A 24,059-nucleotide genomic window follows, 5' to 3' on the forward strand; every position below is an offset into this window, starting at 1 on the left:
GGTGACCCGCTTCGACCCGCGAGGACGGGTCAACCGGGCGCTGCTGGTGGGTGTCTCCGAGTACGAGTTCACGGACCCGCCGCACGGGGTGCCCGGCGACCTGCCGGCCGTCAAGCACGACGTGAACCGGCTGCGGGACGCGCTGCTGCGCGGCCGGGTGTTCGGCGAGCACGACGTCGTCGTCTCCCGCTCCCCGTCCCAGGACGAGTTCAACCGGGCCCTGCACACCGCCGCGGGCGAGGCCGAGGGCCTGCTCCTGCTGTACTTCGCCGGGCACGGGGCCATCCCGAGCGCGGGCGACGAGCTGTTCCTGCAGATGCACAACGCGCGCGTGGTCCCGGGGCGGCACGCGGTGTTCCCGGGCGCGGAGATGTTCACCACCGTGCTGACGGTGCTCGCGGGCAGCCCGGCCGAGCGGGTCGTGGTGATCCTCGACTGCTGCTTCGCGGGCAACGCGGCCTGGCTGTGGGAGCGGTTCGAGAGCAAGCGCCGGGTGCTGCTGCTGATGAGCGTGCAGGCCAACCACCGGGTCGACGCGGGCGATCCGGGCACGCCGACGCCGTTCACCGGCGAGCTCGTACGGCTGCTGGACGAGGGCGGCGAGCTGGGGTTCCGGGAGCTGTCGGACGCGTTACGGGCCCGGATGGCCGCCGACGGGTACCAGACCGTGCGGGGCGATCCATGGGAGCCGCAGAGCAGATCCGAGCCGGACGAGGACGTCCTGCTGTCGGCGCCCGGGGTGAAGCCGCCCCCGCCGCCGCCCCCGCCACCCGAGCCGCCCCGGCCCTTCCTGGCCGCCCTCCTCGCCCTGCTGGGCACCTGGGCCAGCACCGTCGGCGCCCGGCTGCGCCGCTCCCGCCTCCCCGGTCTGCTGCGCGCGGTCGGCCCCACCCGCCTCACCGCCCTGCTCGCCGTCGCCGCGATCGGTCTCGGCTCCTACGGCATCGTCGCCCTGACCTCCGACAGCGACCCCTGCGCCCCGCCCCTGGAACTGCGCGTCCTGACCGACCCCGATCTCGCGCCGACGGTCACCGCGGCGGCCGACGCGTATCTGACATCGGACGCCAACACCACCGGCGACGGCTGCCGGCGCAGCGGGATCACCGTCTACAGCGCGGGATCCGCCGACACGGTCGCCGCGCTCGGCCAGGACTCGGTGGCCTGGCAGGAGCCGCGTGACGAGGAGTCCAACCCGCAGCGGGACGTCGGCCCGCAGCCGGACGTGTGGATCCCGGCCTCCCCCGCCGACGCCGCCCGGGTCGCCGCCCTCCAGGACACCGACGCCGTGGCCGAACTGAAGCCGGACGACGAGCCCTTCGCGTACTCACCGGTCGTGCTCGCGGTGCCGGACCGGATCGCCGCGAAGTCCCTGGGGGACCAGGTCGGGCTCCCCCTGTCCCGGATGATCGACCATCTGCGGGTGCGCGACGAGAAGGCCGCGGTACGCCGTCCCGACCCGGAGTTCGCCGACGCGGCGCTGCTCGCCACGATCGGCCTGTACGACACCGCGGACACCGACGCGGCCGGTGCCGAGCAGAAGGTCGCCCAGCCGGGGCCGCCCGCCCCGACCGGCGCCGACCTGCTGTGCGCGCTGCCCGAGGACGACGATGTGGACGACCACACGGCGGCCCTCGTACCGGAGTTCCTGCTGCGCAGCGGCGTCGCCTGCGAACGGACGACGCGCACCCCGCGCACGGCCCAGTACCCGAACGACGTGCCCGGCGTGCAGCCCACCTTCGTCCGGGTGCGCTGGGAGGGCGCCGACCGCGACGAGTCCGCGCGCGACCGGGCCGCCGGGGACTTCCGGGCGTGGCTGACCGGAGAGGAGGGGAGGGACGTGTTCGCGACGGACGGCTTCCGCTCCACGGACGGGGAACTGGGATCGCCGCGCGCCCCCGGGGTGCTGCCCGATCCGGAACCGCTCGACGAGTCCGCGGGCGCGGGGGAGATGACGGAGGTCCTCGAGCGGTACCGCGCCGCGCACGGTCCCGGCCGGGTCCTGTACCTCCTCGACAGCTCCGGTTCGATGGCCGGCCTCTGGAAGGGCCCGAGCGGTGGTCCCGGCCTGCTGAAGCAGTCCCTGGGCGGGCTCGGCGGGAAGGACGAGTACGCCGTATGGGGTGTCTCGGGAACCTCCGGCGACCGCCGCTACGAGACCGTGCTCCCCTTCGGCCCGCACACCCGCAAGGAGGCCGAGCGCGCCGTCGACACCCGCGCGGAGGTCCGCGACGCCCAGGCCGACCCGCACGCCGCGCTGCTCGCCGCGCTCGACGAGATGGCGGAACTCGGCACCGCCGACGACCGTCCCCAGCTCATCGTCCACATCACCGACGGCGAGGACGACAACGCGCTGACCGCCGGGAACCTCGACGACGTCCTGACCCGCGCCCGCTCGGCGAAGATCCCGGTGGCCACGGTCTCCCTGGACTCCGCCGGCTGCGATCCCACCGCACCGGCGGCGCGTATCGCCATCGCGAGCGGCGGCCGCTGCCTGGACGCCGGCGACGACCTCGGCGCGGCCCTGACGGACGAGGTGGCCCGCACCGGAATGGGAGAGGACTGATGGGCCGAGGACGCCGACTGCTCGCCGCTGCCCTGTTGCTGACCGTCACCGCCTGCACCTCGGGAACCGCGACCCCCGCCGCCTCCCCTCCCGACGTGGCGGGGGACATCGTGGTCGCCGGAGGGCGCGATGTGACCGGGCAGAACGGGATCCGGCAGCAACTCATCGACGACTGGAACGAGCGGGAGAAGAAGGCGAACTCCGGGTACCGTGCCCGCCTCGTCGAGCTGCCGGGCAGCGCCGACGAACAGCGCAGCCAGCTGCTCGGCGCCCTGCAGTCCGGCAGCGCGGCCTACGACGTCGTCAACCTCGATGTGACATGGGTACCGGAGTTCGCCGCGGCCGGGCTGATCCGCCCGCTGCCCCAGGGCGTGCTCGAAGGCGATCACATCGAGTCCGTGGCGGAAACGGCCCGTTGGGGCGAGAAGGTGTACGCGGTGCCGTTCAACAGTGACGTCGGGCTGCTCTACTACCGCCGCGATCTGCTCAAGGCGGCCGGTGTCCAGCGGACCGACCTGAGCGCGGGGCTCGACTGGGGGCAGCTGGAGGACCTGATCGAGGAGATCGACGAGCATCCCGCCGTGGGCGCCTACCAGAAGGGCTGGACCACACAGCTCGCCCCCTACGAGGGCCGTACGGTCAACGGGGTCGAGGCGTTCGCGTCGGCGACGAAGGACTTCCACTTCACCGACGCCGACGGCCACTACGACGCCGACGTCGACCAATTGACCGACGGGGTCGCCGAACTGCGCCGCCGTACCGAGTCCCCGTACACCCTTCAGGACGCCGTCCACTCCGACGAGGCCGACTCCCTGAGCGACTTCGCCGACGGCCGCACCGCGTTCCTGCGCCACTGGCCGTACGCCTACCGCACCCTCCACCAGTCCTTCACCGAGCAGCAGTTGGGCGTCGCCCCGCTGCCCGGCCGGGCGGTGCTCGGCGGCCAGAACCTCGCGGTGACCGAGGGCTCGCAGCGGGCGCTGAAGGCGATCGAGCTGATCAGGTACCTCACCGGCCCTCAGAGCGAACGCTGTCTGCTGGACGCGGGGTTCGCGGCGACCCGCACCTCGGCCTACACCGAGGACGTCCACTGCCCCCTGGACCCCGCGGCCCCCTCCCCCTCCGCCTCGCCCACCGGTGAGCGGGCCGACCGCATGCCCCGCGACGGCGAGGGCCGCCCCCGCTACGCCCGCACCATCCTGCTCCCCGCCCTCCAGGACGCGGTCCAGCGCCCGCGCACCCCGCTCTACGGAGCCTTCACCCAGACCTTCACGGCACAGCTGGGCCCGCTCCTGGGCGATCGCCCGCCGGGTGACGCGGAGCTGGCGGCGGCGCTGGACGCGGCACTGAAGAAGGCGTTGCCGGACTAGAGCGCCCTACCGGACCAGATGGCTGAGCGCGCCCGCCACCAGCGTCCGCACCCCCGGCCCCACCACCGACAGGTCGGGCGCGAAGTGCGGGCTGTGGTTGCTCGGCAGCGCGTCCAGGCGGGCCGGCAGGTCGTCGCCGCCCGGCGCCGCGTCCCAGACCTCGGCCGGGGTGGTGGTCACGAACCAGTAGGAGTAGGGCTGTCCGTCCGCCGCCAGCAGGGAGAAGTCCTCGCTGCCCATCGCCGGGCCGGGATCGAACACCGTGCCCTCGCCGAACACCTCGCGGTGCACGTCCGCGACCCGGCGGTCGGTCTCCGCGTCGTTCACGGTCAGCGGATAGGACCCGCCCAGGATCACCTCCGGCTCGCGCGGGCACCCCGCGGCCCGGCACTCCCCCTCGGCGATCCGGCGGATCGCGGCGAGCATCCGGTCGCGTACCGCCTCCGACTGGGTGCGCAGGTTGAGGGAGATCCGGGCGGTGGACGGGATGATGTTGGCCGCCGTGCCCGCCTCGATCCGTCCGACCGTCAGCACCGCGGACTCACGGGGCGGCACCTCCCGGCTCACCACCGTCTGGAGGCGGGTGACGATGTACGCCGCCGTCACCACCGGATCCACGGTCGTCTCCGGCCGCGAGCCGTGCCCGCCCCGCCCGTGCACCACGATGTCGACGTCGGTGGTGGCCGACATGATCAGCCCGGGAACGTGCGGATACAGCCCCGCGGGCCCCGGCACCGCATGCTGCCCGAGCAGTACGACGGGGCGCGGCACGCGCGCGTACAGCCCGTCCGCGACCATCGCCGCCGCCCCGCCGCCGCTCTCCTCGGCGGGCTGTCCGATCACCACCAGGGTCCCGGACCAGGTGTCCCGTCCCGCCGCCAACACCTGGGCCGCGCCGGTCAGCCAGGTCATGTGCAGGTCGTGCCCGCAGGCGTGCATCACCCCGGGGGCCTCGGAGGCGTACGGCAGTCCGGTCTCCTCCTGGACCGGCAGCGCGTCCATGTCGGCGCGCAGCAGGACCACGGGTCCGTCCCCGCCCCGCAGCACCCCGGCGACTCCGGTGCCGCCGATGCCCTCGGCGGTGTCGTACCCCGCCTTCCTCAGCCGCTCGGCGAACCGCGCGGCGGTGCGGTGCTCCCGGCCGGAGAGCTCGGGGTGGCGGTGCAGGTCCCGGTAGAGGTCCTCCAGTTCCGGGACCGGGAGGTCGGCGGTGAGGTCCAGCGCGGTACGGGCGGCTGTGGAGGTCATGGGGGGCAATCTATGCCGGGGTCCCGCCGTGGAACCTTTTCCGGGGCGGGGCCGTTTCCGGGGTGAGATCGATCAGACGAGTACCGAGGTGACGGCAATGGCACTGTTCGACCGGCTCAAGGACCAGGCCAAGAGCTTGCAGCAGCAGGCGCAGGGCGGGCGCGGCACGACCGGGGGACACGGCTCGCAGACCGGATCGCGCGCGGGCTCGCACGGTGGATCGGGCGGTGGCTCCCGCGCCCAGCTGGTGGGCCTGCTGAAGAACCAGCTCGGCTCGATCAAGACCGAGCTGAAGAGCGGTGCGTACCGGGACGCGAGCATGGCGATGTGCGCGCTGGTCGCGGCGGCCGACGGTCATGTGGACGCGTCCGAGATGCAGCAGATGGAGCAGATGATCCTCAGCAACGAGGTGCTGCAGAACTTCCCGCCGGAGCAGCTGCGCACGCGCTTCCACAAGCACGTGGAGCAGCTCACCCGCAACTTCCCGCAGGGGAAGGCCGAGGCGATGCAGGACATCGCCAAGGCCGCCAAGAAGCCGACCGAGGCGCGGGCCGTGATCCAGACCGGCATCGTCATCGCCGGTGCCGACGGGCACTTCTCCCAGGCGGAGCAGATGGTCCTCCGGGAGGCCTGCGCGGCACTGGGGCTGAACCCCGCGGAGTTCCAGCTCTGAACTAGGCCTTGTCGGGCCTAGCCCCGCCGGGCGTGCCCGGCCTGCTCCACCTGCTCCACATGGTCGGCCCGGTGGTCCTCCGCGGCCTTCGCGGGTCCCGCGTTGGCCGCCAGGACCAGGGCCGCCACCGCGACCACGGCGGCGATGACGCTCCTCACGAAACGCTCGGTGGTGCTGGTGCGTTCGAGCACGACGACCTCGCAGCGACGACAGATGCAACAGCAACAACAGCAGCAACGTATTAAGCAGGCTTAATACGCCGTTTAACCTAGAGCCCGGCGTTGCCCAACGGCAAGAGGCGCAGGGGGAGTTGGGTCATGGTTGAACGTGACGATCCGGAGACCATCGGGCGAAGAGTCCAGCAGCTGCGCGTCGAACGGGGCCTCACCCAGCGGCAGGTCGCCGAGCCCGCCTACAGCGCCGCCTATGTCTCCACCCTGGAGGCGGGCCGCGTCAGGCCCTCCGACCAGGCCCTGCGGCATCTCGCCGAACGGCTCGGCGTCGAGGTCGACGAGCTCGCCACCGGCCGGCCCGCCCGTCTCGTCACCGATCTGCGGCTGCGGATCGTCGAGGCCCAGCGCACCCTCGCCACCGGCGAGGCCGAGGAGGCGGCCCGGCAGTACGCCGCACTGCTGGCGGAGGCGGACGCCCTGCGGCTCGTCGAGGTGCGGGCCGCCGCCCTGCTCGGGCTCGGGGAGTGCGCCGTCGAGACCGGTGAGCTCGTCGAAGGACGGCAGTACTTCGAACGGGCCGAGCAGACGCTGGCCGACGCCCCCCTGCCCGCCCGCGTCCCCGCCCTCCGAGGCCGCGCCCTGGCCCACTACCTCGCCGGTGAACTCCGCTACGCCGTCTACCTCCTGGAGTCCACCCTCGACGAACTCAACCGCGGCGGACTGCACGATCCCGACGCGCTGCTCCTCCTCTACGCCAGCATCATCGGGCCCTACATGGACATGGGCGCCCACGCCCGAGCCGCCCAGGCCGCCGAGTTCGCGCTCGCCCTCGCCCCGCAGGCCGGCGACCCCGCCCTCGTGGCCCGGATGCACCGGTCCGTCGCCCGCACCCTCATCGCCGAGGGCCGGGTCGCCGAGGCCGACGCCTCGCTCGCGAAGGCGGCCGAGCTGTACCGCCGGCTCCAGCTGCGCACCGAGCTGGCCAACTGCCACTGGATGCGCGGGTACGTGTACGCGCAGAACAACGAACTGGAGCGCGCCGAGGGCGAGTTGAGGCAGGCCCTCACCATGCTCTCCGCCTCCCGGGCCGCCCTCTACAGCAGCCAGGCCGCCGTCGAGCTGGCCGACGTACTGCACCGGCGCGGCAAGTCCGACGAGGCCGCCGCCCTGCTCCAGGACGTGCTCGGAGACCTGTCCTCGGAGCGCGGCGCCGTCCACTCCGCCGCCGCGCACCGGCTGCTCGGCATCATCGCCGAGGACGCCCGCGACCCGGAGGCGGCCGAGGAGCACTACGTGCGGGCGCTGAGCCTGCTGGAACGGGCGGGGGCCGCCGGCGACCTGGCCGACCTGTGCCGGCTGCTGGGGGACCTGCTGCGCCGGGAGGGGCGGGTGGAGGCGGCCCTGGACGCCTACCGGACGGGCCTCGGGCACCGTACGGCCCCCGGCACCACCACCCTCGGGCCGGCGCCCGCACAGCCTCCTCTATGACCCTTGCGATCCTGCGCACAGGGCTCACCGGTTAGCCTGCGCGGGGACGAGAGGGCCGGTGTGGAGAACCAGCGGAGTGTGGTCGACGGGCTGCGGTTCGTCGTGCGCGCGTTCGTCTACGCCGTCCTCGGCGGGGCCGCGCTGCTCGCCATCGCGACCGTCGCCTCCGTGCTCGGGCCCACCCTCGCCCTCGACCTCTACACCCCGCCCGTCGCCGCCTGGTGGACCGTCTTCACGGCGATCACCGTCCAGGGGGTGCCGTTCCTGCTGCTGGGGACGGTCGTCTCGGCGGCCATCGGCGCGTTCGTGCCGGAGCGGGTCTTCACCCGACTGCTGCCCCGCAACCAGGCCCTCGCCGTGCCGCTCGCCGGGGCCGCCGGGGTCGTCCTGCCCGGTTGCGAGTGCGCCTCCGTGCCCGTGGCCGGGAGCCTGATGCGGCGCGGGGTCGCGCCCGCCGCCGCCCTCGCCTTCCTGCTCTCCGCGCCCGCGATCAACCCCGTCGTGCTCGTCGCCACGTCGATCGCCTTCCCGGCCCGGCCGGAGATGGTGCTGGGGCGGCTCGTCGCCTCGCTGGCGACGGCCGTGGTGATGGGGTGGCTGTGGGCGCGGTTCGGGAAGGAGGAGTGGCTGCGGCTTCCCCAGAGGCACGCTCCCGAGGCCCGGGGGATCAAGGCCTTCGGCGTTGGGCTCCAGCACGACTTCCTGCACGCGGGCGGGTTCCTCGTGCTCGGCGCGGCGGCCGCCGCCACCTTCAACATCGTCGTACCCCGCTCCGTGCTGGACGTCTTCACCGGTTCCGCCTGGCTGTCGGTGCTGCTGCTGGCCGTCCTCGCGGTCGTGCTGTGCGTGTGCAGCGAGGCCGACGCGTTCGTCGCGGCCTCGCTGAGCGGGTTCTCGCCCACCGCGCGGCTCGCGTTCATGGTGGTGGGGCCGATGGTCGACCTGAAGCTGATCGCCCTCCAGGCGGGCACCTTCGGGCGGGCCTTCGCGGTGCGGTTCTCCGCCGTGACGTGGGTGGTGGCCGTGATGAGCAGTGTGCTCGTGGGGTGGTGGCTGCTGTGAGGCGGTACGGGCCGGCCCTGCTGCTGGTGCTCGTCGGGGCGGCGATCCTGCGGATCTCGGCGTTCAGCGCGCTCTACCTGCGGTATGTGCAGGCCGGGCTGAGGCCGTATCTGATCGTCTCGGGCGCGGCGCTCGTGCTGCTGGGGATCGCCATGGCGGTCGTACGGCACGCGGCGGACGACGCCCATGACGACGACGGCGATCCCCACGAGCACGGCCACGCCCACCACGGCCCCCGGGTCGCCTGGCTCCTCACCCTCCCCGCCCTCGCCCTGCTGCTCTTCCCGCCCCCCGCCCTCGGCTCCTACAGCGCCGAGCGCGAGGCGGCCCAGCGGGCGGCGCAGGGCGTCGGGGTCTTTCCGGCGCTGCCCGCCGGGGACCCGGTGGAGCTCGGCGTCGGCGAGTTCTCCTCCCGGGCGATCTACGACAGCGGGCGGTCGCTGAAGGGCCGTACCGTGCGGATGACCGGGTTCGTGACCCACGGCGACGACGGGACCTGGTACGTCACCCGGCTCCTCGTCTCCTGCTGTGCCGCCGACGCCAGCACCAGCAAGGCCGAGATCCGCGGCGCCGACGCGCTGCCCGCCGACACCTGGGTCACCGTCACCGGCACCTGGCACCCCGAGGGAAAGCTCGGCACGGACGCGGCGTGGCCGCCGGTGCTGGACGCGACGTCGGTCGAGCGGGTCGCGCAGCCGGCGGATCCGTACGAGAAGAGGTGAGGGTGAGGGAACGGCCACCGTCCTGGTGGCCGCTCCCTCCGCGAGGACGCACGGCTCCCCTGCGTGGTCCTCGCCGGTGATCCCCGTTCCCGCGCGGAGCGGCGGGAGACGCTCCGCATCGGCGTCGCGGGCACGGGGACGCGGACCGGGGCCTCATGGTCCGGACGGCGTCCGCCGGCAGGCGGCACGCGTGGTCGCGGTCACGGGGGGGCCAGGGACATGAGCGGCTCCAGCACGGACGCACCACGTGGGCGGCCGCTTCCTGACTCGCCACCACCGAAGGTAGCGACTCGCCCGCGGATTGTGAAGACCGCTCCTCAGCCCTCGTATCGCAGGGAATCCGCCATGCTCCGCCGCGGTGGGGTACCCGCGTCGAGAACGTACGCCGGCGACGGGTGAGCGACGGGCCGGCCGACGCGTTTCGTCCGACGGGCCAGGGGTAACCGGGGGGCGCGTGGAACGGGCGGACCACCGGTCACGGCTGCTGCTCCGGGTGAATCCGCGCCGCGCCCATGGACGACGACAGGCCACGCCGAGCGAAGGAGGCGGGGGCCGTGGGCCCCAGCAACGACCGCAGCGGAGCATCCGGCGACGGCCGCGGTCCGTACGGGGCGTCGGGCAGGGACCCCGGAACACCCGCACGGGACGCGGACCGCGACCAGGTGCGTGCCGTCGATGTGATCGCCGACCGGGTCCGGGGGGCGGGACCCGGCGAGATGCCCGACCGGCTGTGCGCGGTGGCGGTCGAGCTGCTGCCGGTGACCGGCGCGAGCGTGTCGCTGTCCGCCAACGGGATGCCCGTCCGGCTGAGCGCGAGCAACGAGCAGGCGGCCCGTGTCGGGGAGATCCAGGCCACCCTGGGCGACGGCCCCTGCCGGCACGCGGCCCGGCTCGGCGCCCCCGTGCTCGCCGCCGACCTCACCGACGGCCGGGACCCCGACCGCTGGCCGGTCTTCGCCCAGCAGGCGACGGCCGCCGGGGTGCAGGCGGTGTACTCGATCCCGCTGGGCAACGACGCCGTGTGCGTGGGCACCCTCGACCTCTACCGCGACACCCCCCGCGAGCTCAGCACCCGCGAGCTGCGCACCGCGCAACTGGTGGCCGGCGTGATCACCGTCGCGCTGATGGCACTGCCCCACGCGGAGGACGGGGGCTCCGGAGGAGAGGAACAGTGGCTGGGCGGTCTGGCCACCGACCATGACAAGGTCTACCAGGCCATCGGCATGATCATGGCGCAGCTCGGGGTCGACGAGGACGAGGCGCTGGCCCGGCTGCGGGCCCACGCCTTCGCACACAGCCGCACCGCCCTGGAGGTCGCGCACGCTGTGGTGTCGCACAGGCAGAGGTTCGACCGCGACTGAGCGCTCCGCTGGAAGTGCCGCGATGAGGCCGTCGGCCGGCTGCGGCACCGTCGTGGCGGGTCGCGCGGTTCCCCGCGCCTCTTCGCGGCGGACTTCGTCCGCCCCGCTCAGACCTCCACGCGGGCCTGCTTGCGTACGTCCGTCAGGCGCTTGGCGCCCAGTTCCGCGACCCCCTGGGTGATCTCGGCGTACACGTCGCCCAGGCCGCCGTTGGTGAGGACGATCGTGTCGTCGCCGATGCGGACGGCGGCGACGTCCAGGGTGAGCGTGGTCTCCTCGCCGTCCGCGCCCTCGCCGTTCAGCGTGAGCCGCAGGGACTGCCGGGAGTCCCCGATCTCCGGCAGCGGCGCCTCGGTGACCTCGGCCTTCTGGACGGCTCCGGTGGCGGTGGCGGCCGTGAACCGCCCGCACTTCTTGGGCATGGTCTTCAGCCAGGCCAGCGTCCGGTCCACGTCCGCGGGGCGGTCGGCGACGACCTGGTGGTGCAGCTGGGCGTCGTTCCAGGTGTCGTCCAGGCCCGTCCTCGCCCGTACCTGGGCGTCCGCGCCGAAGAACTCCTCGGTGTAGAGGGTGTCCAGCAGCCGCTGGCAGTCGGGTGCGTTCGCGGTGGCCTTGAGGAGCCCGTCCCGCCAGGTCGCGGCGCCCTCGGTCATGGTCCAGGGCTCGCCGAGGTCGGCGTCGGTGATCAGGGCGGCCTGGGCCTGGGCCGGGGTGAGGGCGGGGACCGTGGCGGGGGACGGGGGCGCGGTGGTGGGGGCGGCCGAGGCCGTGGTGGGGGAGGCGGAGCGCTGCTTGGCGGGGAGCGCCTTGTCCGTGGCGATGGCGGAGCAGGCGGTCGTGGCGAGGAGGGCGGCCAGCGGGAGGGCGAGGAGAGGGCGGCTCATAGGTCCACGGGAGCACCGCGAGGCAGGAGGCACCACCGCTCCGGGCTGTATGGGTTACGGGCGTTGGTGCCGAGGGGGTTGTTTCCGGAACCTCGCGCTGTGCGGGGGCGATGACGGTTCGTCACGGGAGGCGGTGCGCCTGTGCCGATCCGGCCGGATCACTGGCCGGTAATCACCCTTTCGGTTCGTGATCATGCGGTGACAGAATACTTGTTCGATAAACGTCCCGTGTCATGGGACTGGATCACAGGGGGTGGGAGAGTGGCTGGACGCCGTCCAGGACTCGTAGGCAGAACCGGCTTGGCGTTCGCGTTGGCCGTATCGCTCGGTGTCGCCGGGGGTGGCGCGCAGGCCGGCGCGAGCCCGATACCGATATGTCCGACCGCGGACGAGCTGTCGGTGTACGAATTGCCGGCCGGTCTGAACGTGCGCACCTGCGATGTGGAAGGTGTCGTCGTCACCTATGACGGCACCGGAATAGAGATGCCGGAGACCGACACCGCGGTGAGTATCGACGCGCTGTCCGAAGACGGTACGGAGCACGGATTCACGCTGATCGTCGCTGCGGACGGCAAGGTCTCCTACGACCTGTCCACGGCCAACACGGAGTCGCCCACCGCGGGCGCGGACCGTGCCGATGTCGTGAGCCCGCGGCTGACGCCGGGGGATCTGACAGCGGAATCGGACTCACCGGTGTCCGAGCCGCCCGCGCCCGACGGCCTCGAAGTGGCCGAGGTGGACGCGGCGAGCTCCCCCGGCGAGTGCCAGGACGGCGCCTACTCGACGCTGGACCGGAAGGAGTACGGCATCTACAACTGGTACCTCGGGGACGGGGCCTATCCCGCGGGCATGACCCACCTCCAGGCGCTGGAGTACTTCGAAAGCTCCATCGGACGGATCACGGCCAGCACCAACAACTGTGGCCTGACCGACCAAGTACCCGCCAAGTATCACTACGCGGGCACGACCACGTACGAAGCGGACATAAGCAACCACGGGACGTGTACCGCCCGGGATGGCAAGAGCACGTGGGACGCCGGTGACCTGGCCGCCGGGACCGTCGCCTCGACCTGCGCGCACACATGGCCCAACCCGGCCGGCAAGAACGACCTCCGGGAAGCGGACGTGAGGTTCAACATCGCGGACTTCGACTTCACGAAGAATCCGACGAACACCTGCTACGGCCTGTACCACGATGTTCTCAACACGGGCACGCACGAGGCCGGTCATGTCTTCGGTCTGGGCCACGTGGGTTCCGGGCATTCCAATCTCACGATGTACACCAAGGCGGACCGCTGCGAAGTGAAGAAGAGGACACTCGGTAAGGGCGACGTCATGGGGCTTCGCAGCCTCTACTAGGGAGACTCCATGAGCTGGGTCGGACGGCATGCGATTGCGGCGGGACTGGCAGCCGTGGCGTTCACCGCGGTCGGGTGCGGATCAGAAGGTTCAGAAGGTGCCGCCGCGAAGGGCGAGAGTCTGTGCGCGAGCGACGTCCTCTACGAAGGCCGCACGTACATAAAGCTCCCGGATGTCGAGGTCAAGGTCGGACAGAAGGTCGGCACCGCCACGAGTCCGCCGTGCCGTGACACCAATGACCAGGCCGCCGAAGTGCCGGAGTCCTCGGAGAACGCCTATGCGGTGAGCGGCGTTTCTCCGGACGTGGTCATCGCGATCGGGTCCTCTCCTGAACAGGCGGAGGCCTTCAGGGTCCTCCGCTCCGACAAGAAGATTCCGCCCGAGGTGCGGAAGTTGATCGACGGATCGTGAGCCGGGGCGTGGAAAAGGGCTTCGCCCGGCCCGCGCCTCCCTGCTACGGTCCCGCCATGAAGCGCGCCAACCCGTCTGCCACGACGACGCCGGACCACGTCCCGGCGCGCTGACCCATGAGCTGACGCGAACCCCGGGGCGAGTGCCCCGGGGTTCTGTGCTGTCCGGTGGCCTCGCCCTCTCACCGAGAGGAAACCGCCATGTCCGACCACCGCCGCCTGGGCCGAGAGCTCGACCTGTTCGACACCGACCCCCTGATGGGCGCGGGGCTGCCGTACTGGCTCCCGGACGGGGCCGTCGTACGGCACACCCTGGAGGAGTACGTCCGTGAGGCCGAGCGGGCCGGCGGCTACCGGCACGTGTACTCGCCCGTGCTGGGCAAACGGGAGCTGTACGAGATCTCCGGGCACTGGGACCACTACAGCGAGGACATGTTCCCGCCCATGGACCTGGGCAGCGAGCAGGTCGTGCTGCGCCCCAGCCTCTGTCCCCACCACGCCCTCATCTACCGCTCCCGCTCGCACAGTTACCGCGAACTCCCCCTCCGAATGGCGGAGTTGGGAGGTATGTACCGCTCCGAGCTGTCCGGCGTGCTCGGCGGACTGACCCGGGTCCGGGCCATCCAGCTCAACGACGCCCATATCTTCTGCACCCTGGAGCAGGCCGTCGACGAGGCCCGCGCCGCCCTCGGCCTGATCCGCCGCGCCTACGCCGACCTCGGCATCCGGGCCGCCCGGTACCGGCTGTCGCTGCCCGGGGAGGGCAACAAGTACGTGGCGGACCCGGACCTGTGGAAGCGGGCCACCGCCCTGCTGGAGCAGGTCCTCGACGGGGTCGAGTACGAGGCGGTGGAGGGCGAGGCGGCCTTCTACGGGCCGAAGATCGACGTGCAGATCACCGACCGGGCCGGCCGCGAGTCCACCCTGTCCACCGTGCAGATCGACTTCCACCAGCCCGAACGCTTCGACCTGCACTACATCGGCGCCGACGGGGCCAAGCACCGGCCGGTCATGGTGCACCGCAGCGTCATCGGCAGCGTGGAGCGGGCGGTCGCGCATCTCATCGAGGAGCACGGCGGGGCGTTCCCGGCCTGGCTGGCACCGGTGCAGCTGGTCGTGCTGCCCGTGTCGGAGGAGCAGCACGACCAGGCGGACCAGGTCGTCCGCCGGGCCCTCGGCCGCGGACTGCGGGCCGAACTCGCCGGTCCCGACCACGGCACCCTCGGCGCCCGCATCCGCGCGGCTCGGCTCGCGCCGTACGTCGCGGTGATCGGTGCGCGGGAGGCCGACGGCGACCTGGCCGCCGTACGGCTGCGTGACGGGCGCCGGCCGGGGGCCGTGCCGGTGGCGGAACTGCTGCGGCGCGTGGGGGCGGTGGTCGAAGGCCGCGGGGCTGAACTGTGGGCGGCTGCGTAAGGTCGGTCCCGACGGAAGGAGTCCATCGTGACCGCCCACCCCATTCCCGTGATCATCGACTGCGACACCGGTGTCGACGACGCCCTGGCCCTGCTGTTCGCCGTACGTCACCCGGGCCTCGACGTGCGGGCGATCACCTGCGTGGCCGGGAACACCGATGTCGACGGTGTCGTACGCAACACCCTGACCGTCCTGGAGCAGGCCGGGGCCGGTGACATCCCCGTCGCGCGGGGTGCCGAACGGCCGTTGGTCGAGCCCGCCCGGTCGGCGAAGCATGTGCACGGGCAGGACGGGATGGGCGACCTCGGGCTGCCCGCGCCGACCCGGCGGCCAGTCGACGTGGACGCGGTGACGCTGCTGCGCCGCGAGATCCTGGCGTCGCCGCGGCCGGTGACGCTCATTCCGACGGCGCCGCTGACGAACATCGCGCTGCTGCTGCGGACCCATCCCGAGGTGGTGCGGAACATCGAGCGCATCGTGTTCATGGGTGGGGCGGTGGCGACGGGGAACGCGACGCCGGTCGCCGAGTTCAACGTGTGGCACGACCCCGAGGCGGCGGCGGTGCTGCTGACCGCGGGGGTGCCGATCACCATGTACGGGCTCGATGTGTTCAAGCGCGTGCTGGTGCCCGTGGCGGATGTGCAGCGGCTGCGGGCGAGTGCGGAGCCGCGGCTGCGGATGGCGGGCGAGTTGCTGGCCCACCGCGATCCGGCGACGTCCGGCGATCCCACGCCCACGGGAGGTCTGGGGGACGCTGGGGCGGTGTGCGCGGTGGTGGACCCGGGCGGGCTCGGTACGGAGCTGCTTCCCGTCGAGGTGAGCCTGGCGCCGGGGGCGACCCGGGGGCAGACCGTCGTCGACCGCCGGCCACGGCCCGGGGAGGCCGAGATCCACGAGGGCGAGCGCGAACTGACCCTGGTGGATGTGGGGTTGGACGTGGATGTGGAGCGGTACGTGAAGCTGTGGCTGTCGGTGGTGGAGGGCGAGTAGGTGGTGACGTGGCTGCCGGCCCGTGCGGGCCTGTCGCGCGGTGCCCCGCGCCCCTGAAGGGCGCGGGGCACCGCGTTTCGTCACTACGCGCGCGTCGCCTTGCGACGGCGGGTCGCCAGGACGATGCCCGCGCCGCCGGCCAGCAGGACGGCCGCGCCGATGGCGATCGGGCCGGTCGCGCTGGAGCCGCCGGTCTCGGCGAGGTCGTCACCGCCGCCGCCGTTCGGGGTGGCTGCGGGGGCCGTGGTGGACGCCGAGGGGGACGGGCTGTCCGTCGAGGGGGTCTCGGAGGCCGGAGGCGTGGACTCGGAGGCCGGGGGAGTCGACTCGGAGGCCGGCGGGGTCGACTCGGACGCCGGGGGAGTCGTCTCGGCGGGCGGGGTCGCCGGAGGCGTGGTCTGCGTCGTCGAGCAGTCCTTCGTGCCGCCGTTCCAGGCCGCGATCAGCTTGTCCTTGATGACCGGGCGGTCCGGGCCCTTGGGCAGCTCACCGTGGGTGAAGCCGTCCTTGGCGTCGAGGTTGCCGTCGAACTTCGTGGCGCCCCGGTAGAGGTCGATCTGCGCGTAGCAGCCGGCGTCGGGCACCGCGATGTCGAGGGAGTCGCTCTGGCCCTGCTTGACGGTCACCGTGTCGAAGTCGACGAAGATCTGCTCGCCGGAGGTCGCGAAGGTCGGACCGTGGGCGATGTAGGACGCCAGCGAGGCCGTGCAGGTGGCCGCGTCCTGGGCCGCGCGGACCTTGATGTGGACCTTGCCGTCCTCGGTCGGCTTGAGGTTCTGGTCGTCCACCTTGACCGAGTCGAAGAAGTTGACCCCGTCCAGGGAGAACTGGCAGCGGTCGGTCCCGGTCTCCGTACCCGCGCCCGTCCCGGGCTTGTAGGTACCGCCGTGGTTCCAGCCGTCGCCGCCGGGCCCGGTGGCCCAGGCGGCGGATGCGCCCGAGGCGCAGAGGGCGAGCGTCGCGGCGCCCGTCCCCAGCAGGCGGCGCACAGTGACACGTCTCGCTATGGACATGCGTATCCCATCAGGATGGAGTGATCCGAAAACGCCGAGGGCACAGAAAAGCACCCGGCAACACTGGGCTCATTGGTCACATGCGCCACAGCTGCGGACATCGTGGATCTCGCTGCCAAGGGGTGTCAACCTGCGGGAATGCAAGGTCTGTTCATCGGCCATCACAATTTCACCACACAAGGAACAGACCGCTCCGCACGGAGGGGAGGTTCGTCACTCCACAGGTGTGGACAGATTCCCCTTTGTTCGTCTTTGCCGTACGCACAGAGCACTCAGGAGATCGTGTGACCCCCGACCTCTCGTCCAGGGACCCGAACTGGTGGCGGCAGGCTGTCGTCTACCAGGTCTACCCCCGAAGCTTCGGCGACGCCGACGGCGACGGGCTCGGTGACATCAGAGGCGTCACCGAGCGGCTCACACATCTGAGCGGCCTCGGCGTCGACGCCCTGTGGCTGAGCCCGTTCTATCCGTCCGAGCTGGCAGACGGCGGCTACGACGTCGCCGACTACCGGGACGTCGACCCCCGCCTGGGCACCCTCGACGACTTCGACGCCATGGTCGCCGAGGCCCACCGTCTCGGCCTGAAGGTCATCGTCGACCTCGTCCCCAACCACAGCTCCCACCAGCACGTATGGTTCCAGGAGGCGCTCGCCGCCGGGCCCGGCTCGGCCGCCCGCGAGCGGTACGTCTTCCGGGACGGACGCGGTGCGCACGGGGAACTTCCGCCCACCGACTGGCAGTCCGTGTTCGGCGGCAGCGCCTGGAAGCGGGTACCGGACGGACAGTGGTATCTGCACCTGTTCACGCCCGAGCAGCCCGACTTCAACTGGGGCCACGAAGAGGTCCGCGCCGACTTCCGCACCACCCTGCGCTTCTGGTCCGACCGGGGTGTCGACGGCTTCCGCGTCGACGTGGCCCACGCCCTGGCCAAGGACCTCGCCGAGCCGCTGCGCGACCTCGGGGCGCCCGAACTGAGCGGCGAGCAGGCGCTGACCGAGTTCCCGCCCGGCACCCACCCCTTCTTCGACCGCGACGAGGTCCACGAGATCTACCGCGACTGGCGGGGGGTCTTCGACTCCTACCGCCCGCCCCGCATGGCGGTCGCCGAGGCCTGGGTCCCGGGCGCGGACCGGCGCGCGCAGTACGCCCGCCCCGAGGAGCTCGGCCAGGCCTTCAACTTCGCCTACCTGCTCGCGGGCTGGAACGCGGCGGAACTCCGCCAGGTCATCGTCGACTCCCTCGCCGGCGCCCGCGCGGCCGGGGCCTCGGCCACCTGGGTGCTCTCCAACCACGACGTCGTACGCCACACCTCCCGCCTGATGCTCCCGCCGGGCACGGACGAGAACGCCTGGCTGCTCTCCGGCGGCCACGCACCGCACGTCGACACCGCCGAGGGGCTGCGCCGCGCTCGCGCCGCCACGCTCCTCATGCTGGCGCTGCCCGGATCCTCGTACGTCTACCAGGGCGAGGAACTCGGTCTGCCCGAGGTCGCCGACCTGCCCGTCGAGGTGCTCCAGGACCCGATCTGGGAGCAGACGGGACGCGTCCGCAAGGGCCGCGACGGCTGCCGGGTGCCGCTGCCGTGGACCCGGACCGGGCCGTCGTACGGCTTCGGCGCGGGCGGGGCCTGGCTGCCGCAGCCGGAGAGCTTCGCGCAGTACGCCGTCGAGGCGCAGGACGGCACCGAGGGCTCCACCCTGGAGCTGTACCGCGCCGCCCTGAAGCTGCGCCGCAAACTGCTGCAGGGCGAGGCGCTGACCTGGTCGGACGGGGCCGCCGACGGGGTGCTGGACTTCGTACGGCACGACGGATGGCGCTGTGTGGCCAATCTGTCCCCGGCGGCGGTGGAGCTGCCGCCGGGCGAAGTGCTGCTGGCCAGCGGCCCGTTGGAGGACGGGCTGCTGGCACCGGACACGACGGTCTGGCTGGCTTAGTCAGCCGATGGTGGGACTCGGGCTGGCGCCCGAGCTCGGGGTGCCGCCCGACTGTTCGCCCGGGATCGCGATCGGCGTGGACGTCGGGTTCGCCGGCGGGCTGAGCACGACCATCGGTTCGCCGGGCTGCGGCGCCGGCGGGGTCAGATCGGTGGTGGGCAGCTTGGGCGGGGTGGTCTGCTGGAAGAGGGCCTGGTCGAAGTTGACGAAGCCGGTCTTCTCCATGACCGTGATGTGGTCCAGGACCGTGTTGTTGGCCATGTCGGCCAACGAGCGCACCAGCGAGTTCTTCGTGGTGGAGCGGATCTTGGCGATCGTGTTGAAGATCGAACCGTGGGTCGTGCGCAGGATGTTCGCGAAGGTCGAATCGAACTCCCGGCCGTTGGCGGTCTGGATCTGGTTCACGAAGGACACCTGCTGCGGGCTCGCCACGTTGGGCAGGGTCACGTTGAGCATCGGGGCGATCTTGCGGCAGGCGGCGTCCAGGGCCGCGTGGCCGTCCAGGAGGTGCCGTCCCGCTTCCTTGACCTCCGGGGTCGTCCCCTTCTGCAGGGCGATGTTCCCCAGCGGGTACTCCCACAGGCCCGCCGCCCGCACCTTGACCACGAAGTCCCGGTCCTGCTCGGTGAGCGGACCCCACTGGGTCTGGGCGATGACCCGGTCCTGGGCGGTGGAGACCTTGTCGAAGCCGAGCATCGCGGGATAGGCGAGCGCGACCAGGGTCAGGCTGAGCGCACCGCCCACGAAGAGCGTGCCCGTGGCATTCCGCGAAAAGCGCACCGTGGCTCCTGTCCGATCGGGGTTGTCCGGACCTTCAGTACGGACGCGGAGCCACAGGTGTTCATGATGCGTGCGTCACTTCGCAGGTCGGCAACCCGTACGGACGCACAGCGCGAGCCCTGACCCCCGACGCCCCGTCAGAATCGGGGAATGAGCCGGAAGACAGCCGCCCTGGGTATCACCGCACTCACCCTCATCGCCTCGGCCTGGACGCCCGCCTCCGCGCACGGCGGCCGTGACCTCTGGGCCACCGTCACCATCGTGCCCGGACGTGAGGGCATCGTGGAGGCCGCCGGATACACCGGTCCCGCCCTCGGCGCCGGGTCACGGCTGACGTTCACCGCCCCCGCGGGCACCGAGGTCACCGGCACCCCCCTCGACGCCCACGGCTACCGCGGCGCGGTCGACACCGACGGCGACAGCGCCACGTACACCTACACGGGCACCACCAATGCCGGCGCCTGGCAGGAGCACACCTTCCCCTTCGTCCTCGCCGTTCCGGCCGACGCGGTGCCCGGCACCCGGCTGACCGGCTGCGCGATGCGGCTCACGGACGCGCGCGGCACCCGCAAGGACCACGGAACCTGCGCGGTGACCGTCGGCCTGCCCGAACCGACGCTGACCCGGCCCGAGTCCGGGGTGCCGCTCGGCGCGCGGCCGGAGATGGCCGGGACCGCGTATCCGGGGGCGCAGGTGACCGTGCGGCACGAGGACGCGCAGGACGAGGGGGTGACGGGCCAGGGGCCGGAGCCGGGGGCCGAGGTGTGCACCACGACGGCCGGCGCCGGCGGCCAGTGGTCCTGCCGGCCCGCCCTGCCGCTTCCCGCCGGTCCGGGACGGCTCCAGGTGACCGCCTCCCTCAACGGGGTCAGCGCGGTGAGCGAGCAGAAGAACGTCACGGTGGCGCCCGCCGCGCGGTGACGGGTCACGACGGGTTCGCGTGGGACACCCTGCGCAGCACCGTCGGATAGGGCAGGGCCGTGGCGAGCTCGCGCACCCGGGCCGCACACCGCCCGGCCTCGTCCGCGCGGCCCAGTACCGCCAGCGCCGTCGCCTGCGCGGTACGGGCCTCGCACTCGGTGACCGCCTCGCCCGCTCCGGCGGCCCGTACGGCCTCCTCCCCGGCGAGCCGGGCGGCGCGCGCGGCATCGCCGGCCGTGAGGTGGGCCCAGGCGGCGATGACGGGGACGCCGGTGCCGGACACGGTGGCCAGCAGGGCGAGGGCGCGGTCGGGGCGGACGTCGCGGAGCGCCAACTCGGCCTGGGCGGTGCGTACTTCGTATTCGGCCTGGTGGTCGGGGCGGCGGGCCACACAGTGGGCCGCGCGGGTCAGCAGTTCCCGGGGGTCGGGGAGCGCGAGGCGGGGGCCGCCGCGCAGCTGGACGCGGGCGAGGGCGGTGAGGGCGTACGGCAGGCACCAGCCGGAGTGGGCCTGGGCCTCGGCGACGGCGTCGGCGGCAAGTTCCGCGGCCTCGTCGCACTCGCCGAGCAGGAGGTGTATTTCGGCGAGGTTGGCACGTTCGAAGGCGGCGGCCTCCGGGTCTCCGCAGCGGTCGGCCAGGTCGAGGGCGCGGGTTCCGATGGCCAGTGCCTCGTGGAGCCGACCGGAACGGCGGGCGTGTTCCCGCAGGATCGAGAGCACCGTCATGACGAGTCGGGGGTCGCCGTGTGCCTCGGCGTGCGGGAGAGCTGCGTCGGCTGCGGTGCGGGCCTGCGGCAGGCGGTTGGTGAGGGCGAGGGCGGTGGATTGTTGGGCGAGGGCGCGGGCGAGGAGCGCGTGCGGGGTGGCCTCGCCGTTGTCGGGTGCGGGTGCATGGTGGCTGGTCGCGCAGTTCCCCGCGCCCCTAGGGGCGTCAGATTCACCGGCGCTTTGCTGTGCCGCACGTGCTGCCCTCAACGAACCCTCGTAGTCGCCTGTCACGAAGCACAGGACACCTCGCGCCATCCAGTGCGCCGCCACGGTCTCCGCAGATGTGCCATCGCCAGGTAGGTACGTGTCCAGCAGGGCGAACCCCTCCTCCGCCTCCCCCGTCCTGGCCAGCGTCTCCGCCAACTGGGCGGCGACCCGGACCTGTTCCTCCGCGCTGCCGTGTCTCCGCAGATCCGTCAGTGCCTCCCGCAGGACCCGTGCCGCGTCCTCGTGGCGGGCCATGCGGCGCAGGACGGCGGCGTGGTCGAGGCGGATGCGGGCGGCCTCGACGGCGACCGCGTCGAGGCGGGCGGTCAGTTCGCCGTAGTAGTGGTCGGCGGTGTCGTCGGCGCCCACGGCCGCGGCCCGGCGTGCCGCGAGGTGCAGATGGCCGGCGGCGCGCGGATCGTCGGCGCCCGTGAGGTGCGCGGCCACGGCGTCCACCGCGCCGGGACGGCGGCGCAGCAGCAGCTCGGCGTACGCGGTGTGCAGTCGGCGGCGCCGGGCGACCGAGAGGCGCTCCCGGCACACCAGCCGGATGAGCGGATGCCGGAAGCCCAGGCCGGGCACGGTCCGCCCGTCCGTCGGTACGGGCCGTTCCTCCAGTACGGCGGCGGCGAGCGCGGCGTCGATGCCGTCGGCCACCTCCGCCGTGGCGCCCGCGACCTCCTGCACCTCCGTCAGCGCCGCGACCCCGCCGCACGCCATGGCCACCGTCTCGATGACCTGGCAGGCGGCGGGGCTGAGGCGGGACAGGCGGTCGGCGACGAGGAGGCGGACGCCCTCCGGCGGGGTCAGGTCCTCGTACCCGGAGGTCCCGGGTGTCGCCTTGGCCAGTTCCACGGCGAACAGGGGGTGGCCGAGGGAGAGCTCCCAGACGCGTTCCAGGGTCGTGGAGTCGCCGTCGCCGCCCCTCGCGTCCGCCGCCAGCGTCAGGCAGTCGGTGCGGTCCAGGCGGGGCAGGTGGAGGCGGCGGGCCGTTCCCTGGCGGACGAGGGTGTCGAGGAGGGCGCGGCGCGGGTCCGGCTCGGGGAGGTCCTCGGGGCGGTACGTTGCCAGGAAGCGCACCTTCGCGGACCCCTGGGGGCGGCGGGCGAGGCGGCTCAGCAGGTGCAGCGACGCGGTGTCGGCCGTATGGACGTCGTCCAGCACCACCAGCACACCGCCCGGTGCCGCCGCCGAGGCCAGCAGGCCGCAGACGGCGGCGAAGATCCGTTCGCGTTCGTACTCGGGGCCGCCGCCGCGCCCGGGCGCCGGGCCGATCTGGCCCAGCGACGGCAGCAGCGCCGCCAGCTCGGGGTACTCCGCGCCCGCCCGGGCCCGTTCGGCCGCCGGACGGCCGGTCAGCCAGCCCTCCAAGGCCTCCACGAACAGGCCGTACGGCGCCTGTTCCGCCGTGTCGTGGCTCGCGCCCCACAGCACGGCCGCCCCGTCCGCCGCGGCCCGCCGTGCCGCCTCCGCGGCCAGCCGGGTCTTGCCGATGCCCGCCTCGCCGCCGACCACGGTCAGGGCGGGGCGGGTGGGGTCCAGGAGTCGTTCCAGTTCGGCGCGGCGGCCGACGAAGGGCGAGGCCGTGAGGGTGTCGAGGACGGCGGGCGGCGGTTTCGGAGCGGCGGGAGCGGGACGTCGTACGTCCGTCGTGGGGGTGCCCAGCGCCGCGCGGTGCAGCGCCTCGGTCTCGGGTCCCGGCCGGATGCCCCACTCGGTGTCCAGCGCGCGCCGGCACTGGTGGTACTGGGCGAGGGCGCGGCGCCGCATGCCCTGGTGGAGGTAGGCGCCGATCAGGACCCGGTGGGCGCGTTCCTCGGCGGCGCTGTCGGCGAGGATCCGGCGGGCGGTGGCCGCGGCCCGTTCCGTCTCGCCGTCCGCCAGGTACGCCTCGGCGAGGGTGAGCCGTACGGAGTCGCGCAGCGCGTCGAGCCGTTCACGCCGTGCCTCCACCCACGGGGTGTAGCGGTGCTCGGGGAGCAGCTCGCCGGTGAAGGCTTCGAGGGCGGCGGCCAGGTGGGCGGTGGTTCCGGTGCGCAGGGCCCGCTCGGCGAGGGTCTCGGCCTCGTCGGCGTCGATCCACACCGTGTCGGGCGCCAGCCGGAGCAGGGCGCCCTCGCCGATCAGGTACGAGGAGGGGGTGCGGGCGGTCAGCTCCGGCTCCAGGGCGCGGCGGGCGGCGTGCAGGGCGACGCGGAGGCTGCCGAGGGCGGCGGGGGTGCCGGCCGTGTCGGGCCAGCACATCTCGATGATCTCCTCGCGGTGTCTGACCCGGCCGGGGGAGACGGCCAGCAGTTCGACGAGGCGACGGGAGCTGGGGCGCGGCCAGCGATCGGCGACGGGAGCCCCGTCCGTGCGTTCGGTGCGGAAGCCGCCGAGCAGATACAGCCGCAGGACGGGCGGCGCCGGTCGGCGCACGGCACCGTCCGCCGTTTCCGCGTTTCTGCTGCTCATGTGGGGCGCACTCTAGCCCGGTTTCCTGTTTTGACCGGAATATGACCGGACAAACAAAATGTCCGGACATGTGAAATGCCCGGACGGATCACCGGAGGCCCCGCGGTGGGTGACCTCATCGGTCTCGCGGGGCTCCCGGCGTGTATCCCTACCCCCCACAGGAGGGATACGGCGGCTCCCGTCCCGAGGGGCATGACTCGGCCCTGCTCGTGGCCAATGTGTCGGAACAGGGCCGATGCGAGGGACTTTAGGCAGCGGGCGT

Annotated in this window: 19 protein-coding genes; 13 read left to right on the plus strand and 6 right to left on the minus strand. The window is 72.9% G+C overall.

Going from position 1 to position 24,059, the window contains the following annotated elements; translation table 11 throughout:
• The first annotated feature begins 1 nt into the window (after position 1).
• Positions 2 to 2,563, plus strand: a complete 2,562-nt coding sequence (locus tag OG381_RS24795) for a vWA domain-containing protein (RefSeq protein ID WP_327718255.1) — start codon at positions 2 to 4, stop codon at positions 2,561 to 2,563.
• Complete coding sequence (locus tag OG381_RS24800) at positions 2,563 to 3,933, plus strand: extracellular solute-binding protein (RefSeq protein WP_327718256.1); 1,371 nt, start codon at positions 2,563 to 2,565, stop codon at positions 3,931 to 3,933. Before OG381_RS24795 ends, OG381_RS24800 begins: the two co-directional genes overlap by 1 nt.
• Positions 3,934 to 3,939: 6 nt before the next feature.
• Here OG381_RS24800 and OG381_RS24805 read toward each other — a convergent pair whose 3' ends face one another.
• Positions 3,940 to 5,181 (minus strand): amidohydrolase, encoded by a 1,242-nt coding sequence (locus OG381_RS24805; protein ID WP_327718257.1) that lies wholly within the window; start codon positions 5,179 to 5,181, stop codon positions 3,940 to 3,942.
• A gap of 97 nt (positions 5,182 to 5,278) precedes the next feature.
• Between OG381_RS24805 and OG381_RS24810 the strand changes: the two genes are divergently transcribed.
• Entirely contained in the window at positions 5,279 to 5,854 is a 576-nt protein-coding gene (locus OG381_RS24810) for a tellurite resistance TerB family protein (RefSeq protein ID WP_327718258.1), read from the plus strand.
• A gap of 17 nt (positions 5,855 to 5,871) precedes the next feature.
• On the opposite strand, the gene OG381_RS24815 is transcribed toward OG381_RS24810, so the two are convergent.
• Positions 5,872 to 6,045 (minus strand): hypothetical protein, encoded by a 174-nt coding sequence (locus OG381_RS24815; protein ID WP_327718259.1) that lies wholly within the window; start codon positions 6,043 to 6,045, stop codon positions 5,872 to 5,874.
• A gap of 126 nt (positions 6,046 to 6,171) precedes the next feature.
• Here OG381_RS24815 and OG381_RS24820 point away from each other — a divergent pair, with 126 nt between their 5' ends.
• The 4 genes from OG381_RS24820 to OG381_RS24835 all read left to right on the plus strand — a co-directional run bounded on the left by OG381_RS24820 (position 6,172) and on the right by OG381_RS24835 (position 10,660).
• Positions 6,172 to 7,515 (plus strand): helix-turn-helix domain-containing protein, encoded by a 1,344-nt coding sequence (locus OG381_RS24820; RefSeq protein WP_327718260.1) that lies wholly within the window; start codon positions 6,172 to 6,174, stop codon positions 7,513 to 7,515.
• A 60-nt stretch (positions 7,516 to 7,575) separates the two neighbouring features.
• Positions 7,576 to 8,577, plus strand: coding sequence for a permease (locus OG381_RS24825; RefSeq protein WP_327718261.1), 1,002 nt, complete (start codon positions 7,576 to 7,578; stop codon positions 8,575 to 8,577).
• Entirely contained in the window at positions 8,574 to 9,299 is a 726-nt protein-coding gene (locus OG381_RS24830) for a TIGR03943 family putative permease subunit (RefSeq protein WP_327718262.1), read from the plus strand. The genes OG381_RS24825 and OG381_RS24830 overlap by 4 nt, the downstream gene beginning before the upstream one ends.
• Before the next feature lie 554 nt (positions 9,300 to 9,853).
• Positions 9,854 to 10,660, plus strand: a complete 807-nt coding sequence (locus OG381_RS24835) for a GAF and ANTAR domain-containing protein (RefSeq protein WP_443061933.1) — start codon at positions 9,854 to 9,856, stop codon at positions 10,658 to 10,660.
• 107 nt (positions 10,661 to 10,767) lie between these two features.
• On the opposite strand, the gene OG381_RS24840 is transcribed toward OG381_RS24835, so the two are convergent.
• Positions 10,768 to 11,544 (minus strand): hypothetical protein, encoded by a 777-nt coding sequence (locus OG381_RS24840; protein WP_327718263.1) that lies wholly within the window; start codon positions 11,542 to 11,544, stop codon positions 10,768 to 10,770.
• 300 nt (positions 11,545 to 11,844) lie between these two features.
• Here OG381_RS24840 and OG381_RS24845 point away from each other — a divergent pair, with 300 nt between their 5' ends.
• The 4 genes from OG381_RS24845 to OG381_RS24860 all read left to right on the plus strand — a co-directional run bounded on the left by OG381_RS24845 (position 11,845) and on the right by OG381_RS24860 (position 15,719).
• Positions 11,845 to 12,903, plus strand: coding sequence for a peptidase M10 (locus tag OG381_RS24845; RefSeq protein ID WP_327718264.1), 1,059 nt, complete (start codon positions 11,845 to 11,847; stop codon positions 12,901 to 12,903).
• Positions 12,904 to 12,912: 9 nt separating this feature from the next.
• Entirely contained in the window at positions 12,913 to 13,314 is a 402-nt protein-coding gene (locus OG381_RS24850) for a DUF6281 family protein (RefSeq protein WP_327718265.1), read from the plus strand.
• A gap of 167 nt (positions 13,315 to 13,481) precedes the next feature.
• A complete protein-coding gene (gene thrS, locus OG381_RS24855) occupies positions 13,482 to 14,729 on the plus strand; it encodes a threonine--tRNA ligase (RefSeq protein ID WP_327718266.1) in 1,248 nt (415 codons plus the stop codon).
• Between the two features lie 27 nt (positions 14,730 to 14,756).
• Positions 14,757 to 15,719: a nucleoside hydrolase gene (locus OG381_RS24860; RefSeq protein ID WP_327718267.1), complete on the plus strand. Its 963-nt coding sequence runs from the start codon at positions 14,757 to 14,759 to the stop codon at positions 15,717 to 15,719.
• A gap of 83 nt (positions 15,720 to 15,802) precedes the next feature.
• On the opposite strand, the gene OG381_RS24865 is transcribed toward OG381_RS24860, so the two are convergent.
• Positions 15,803 to 16,732: an LAETG motif-containing sortase-dependent surface protein gene (locus OG381_RS24865; RefSeq protein WP_327718268.1), complete on the minus strand. Its 930-nt coding sequence runs from the start codon at positions 16,730 to 16,732 to the stop codon at positions 15,803 to 15,805.
• 284 nt (positions 16,733 to 17,016) lie between these two features.
• Between OG381_RS24865 and OG381_RS24870 the strand changes: the two genes are divergently transcribed.
• The gene (locus OG381_RS24870; protein WP_327718269.1) at positions 17,017 to 18,666 is read left to right on the plus strand and encodes a glycoside hydrolase family 13 protein; all 1,650 of its coding nucleotides are present in this window, start codon (positions 17,017 to 17,019) and stop codon (positions 18,664 to 18,666) included.
• Here OG381_RS24870 and OG381_RS24875 read toward each other — a convergent pair whose 3' ends face one another.
• On the minus strand, positions 18,667 to 19,410 hold the full coding sequence (locus OG381_RS24875) for a DUF4142 domain-containing protein (protein WP_327722550.1): 744 nt from the start codon (positions 19,408 to 19,410) through the stop codon (positions 18,667 to 18,669). It lies immediately after the preceding gene.
• A gap of 186 nt (positions 19,411 to 19,596) precedes the next feature.
• On the opposite strand from OG381_RS24875, the gene OG381_RS24880 reads away from it, so the two are divergent.
• The gene (locus tag OG381_RS24880; RefSeq protein WP_327718270.1) at positions 19,597 to 20,367 is read left to right on the plus strand and encodes a carboxypeptidase regulatory-like domain-containing protein; all 771 of its coding nucleotides are present in this window, start codon (positions 19,597 to 19,599) and stop codon (positions 20,365 to 20,367) included.
• 4 nt (positions 20,368 to 20,371) lie between these two features.
• Here the strand turns inward: OG381_RS24880 and OG381_RS24885 are convergent, their stop codons facing one another.
• Positions 20,372 to 23,797 carry an ATP-binding protein gene (locus tag OG381_RS24885; RefSeq protein ID WP_327718272.1) on the minus strand — a complete coding sequence of 1,142 codons (3,426 nt, stop codon included), beginning with the start codon at positions 23,795 to 23,797 and terminating at the stop codon, positions 20,372 to 20,374.
• Between the last annotated feature and the right edge of the window lie 262 nt (positions 23,798 to 24,059).

Origin of the sequence: Streptomyces sp. NBC_00490, from assembly GCF_036013645.1 — a bacterium.
GTDB classification, from domain to species: domain Bacteria; phylum Actinomycetota; class Actinomycetes; order Streptomycetales; family Streptomycetaceae; genus Streptomyces; species Streptomyces canus_F.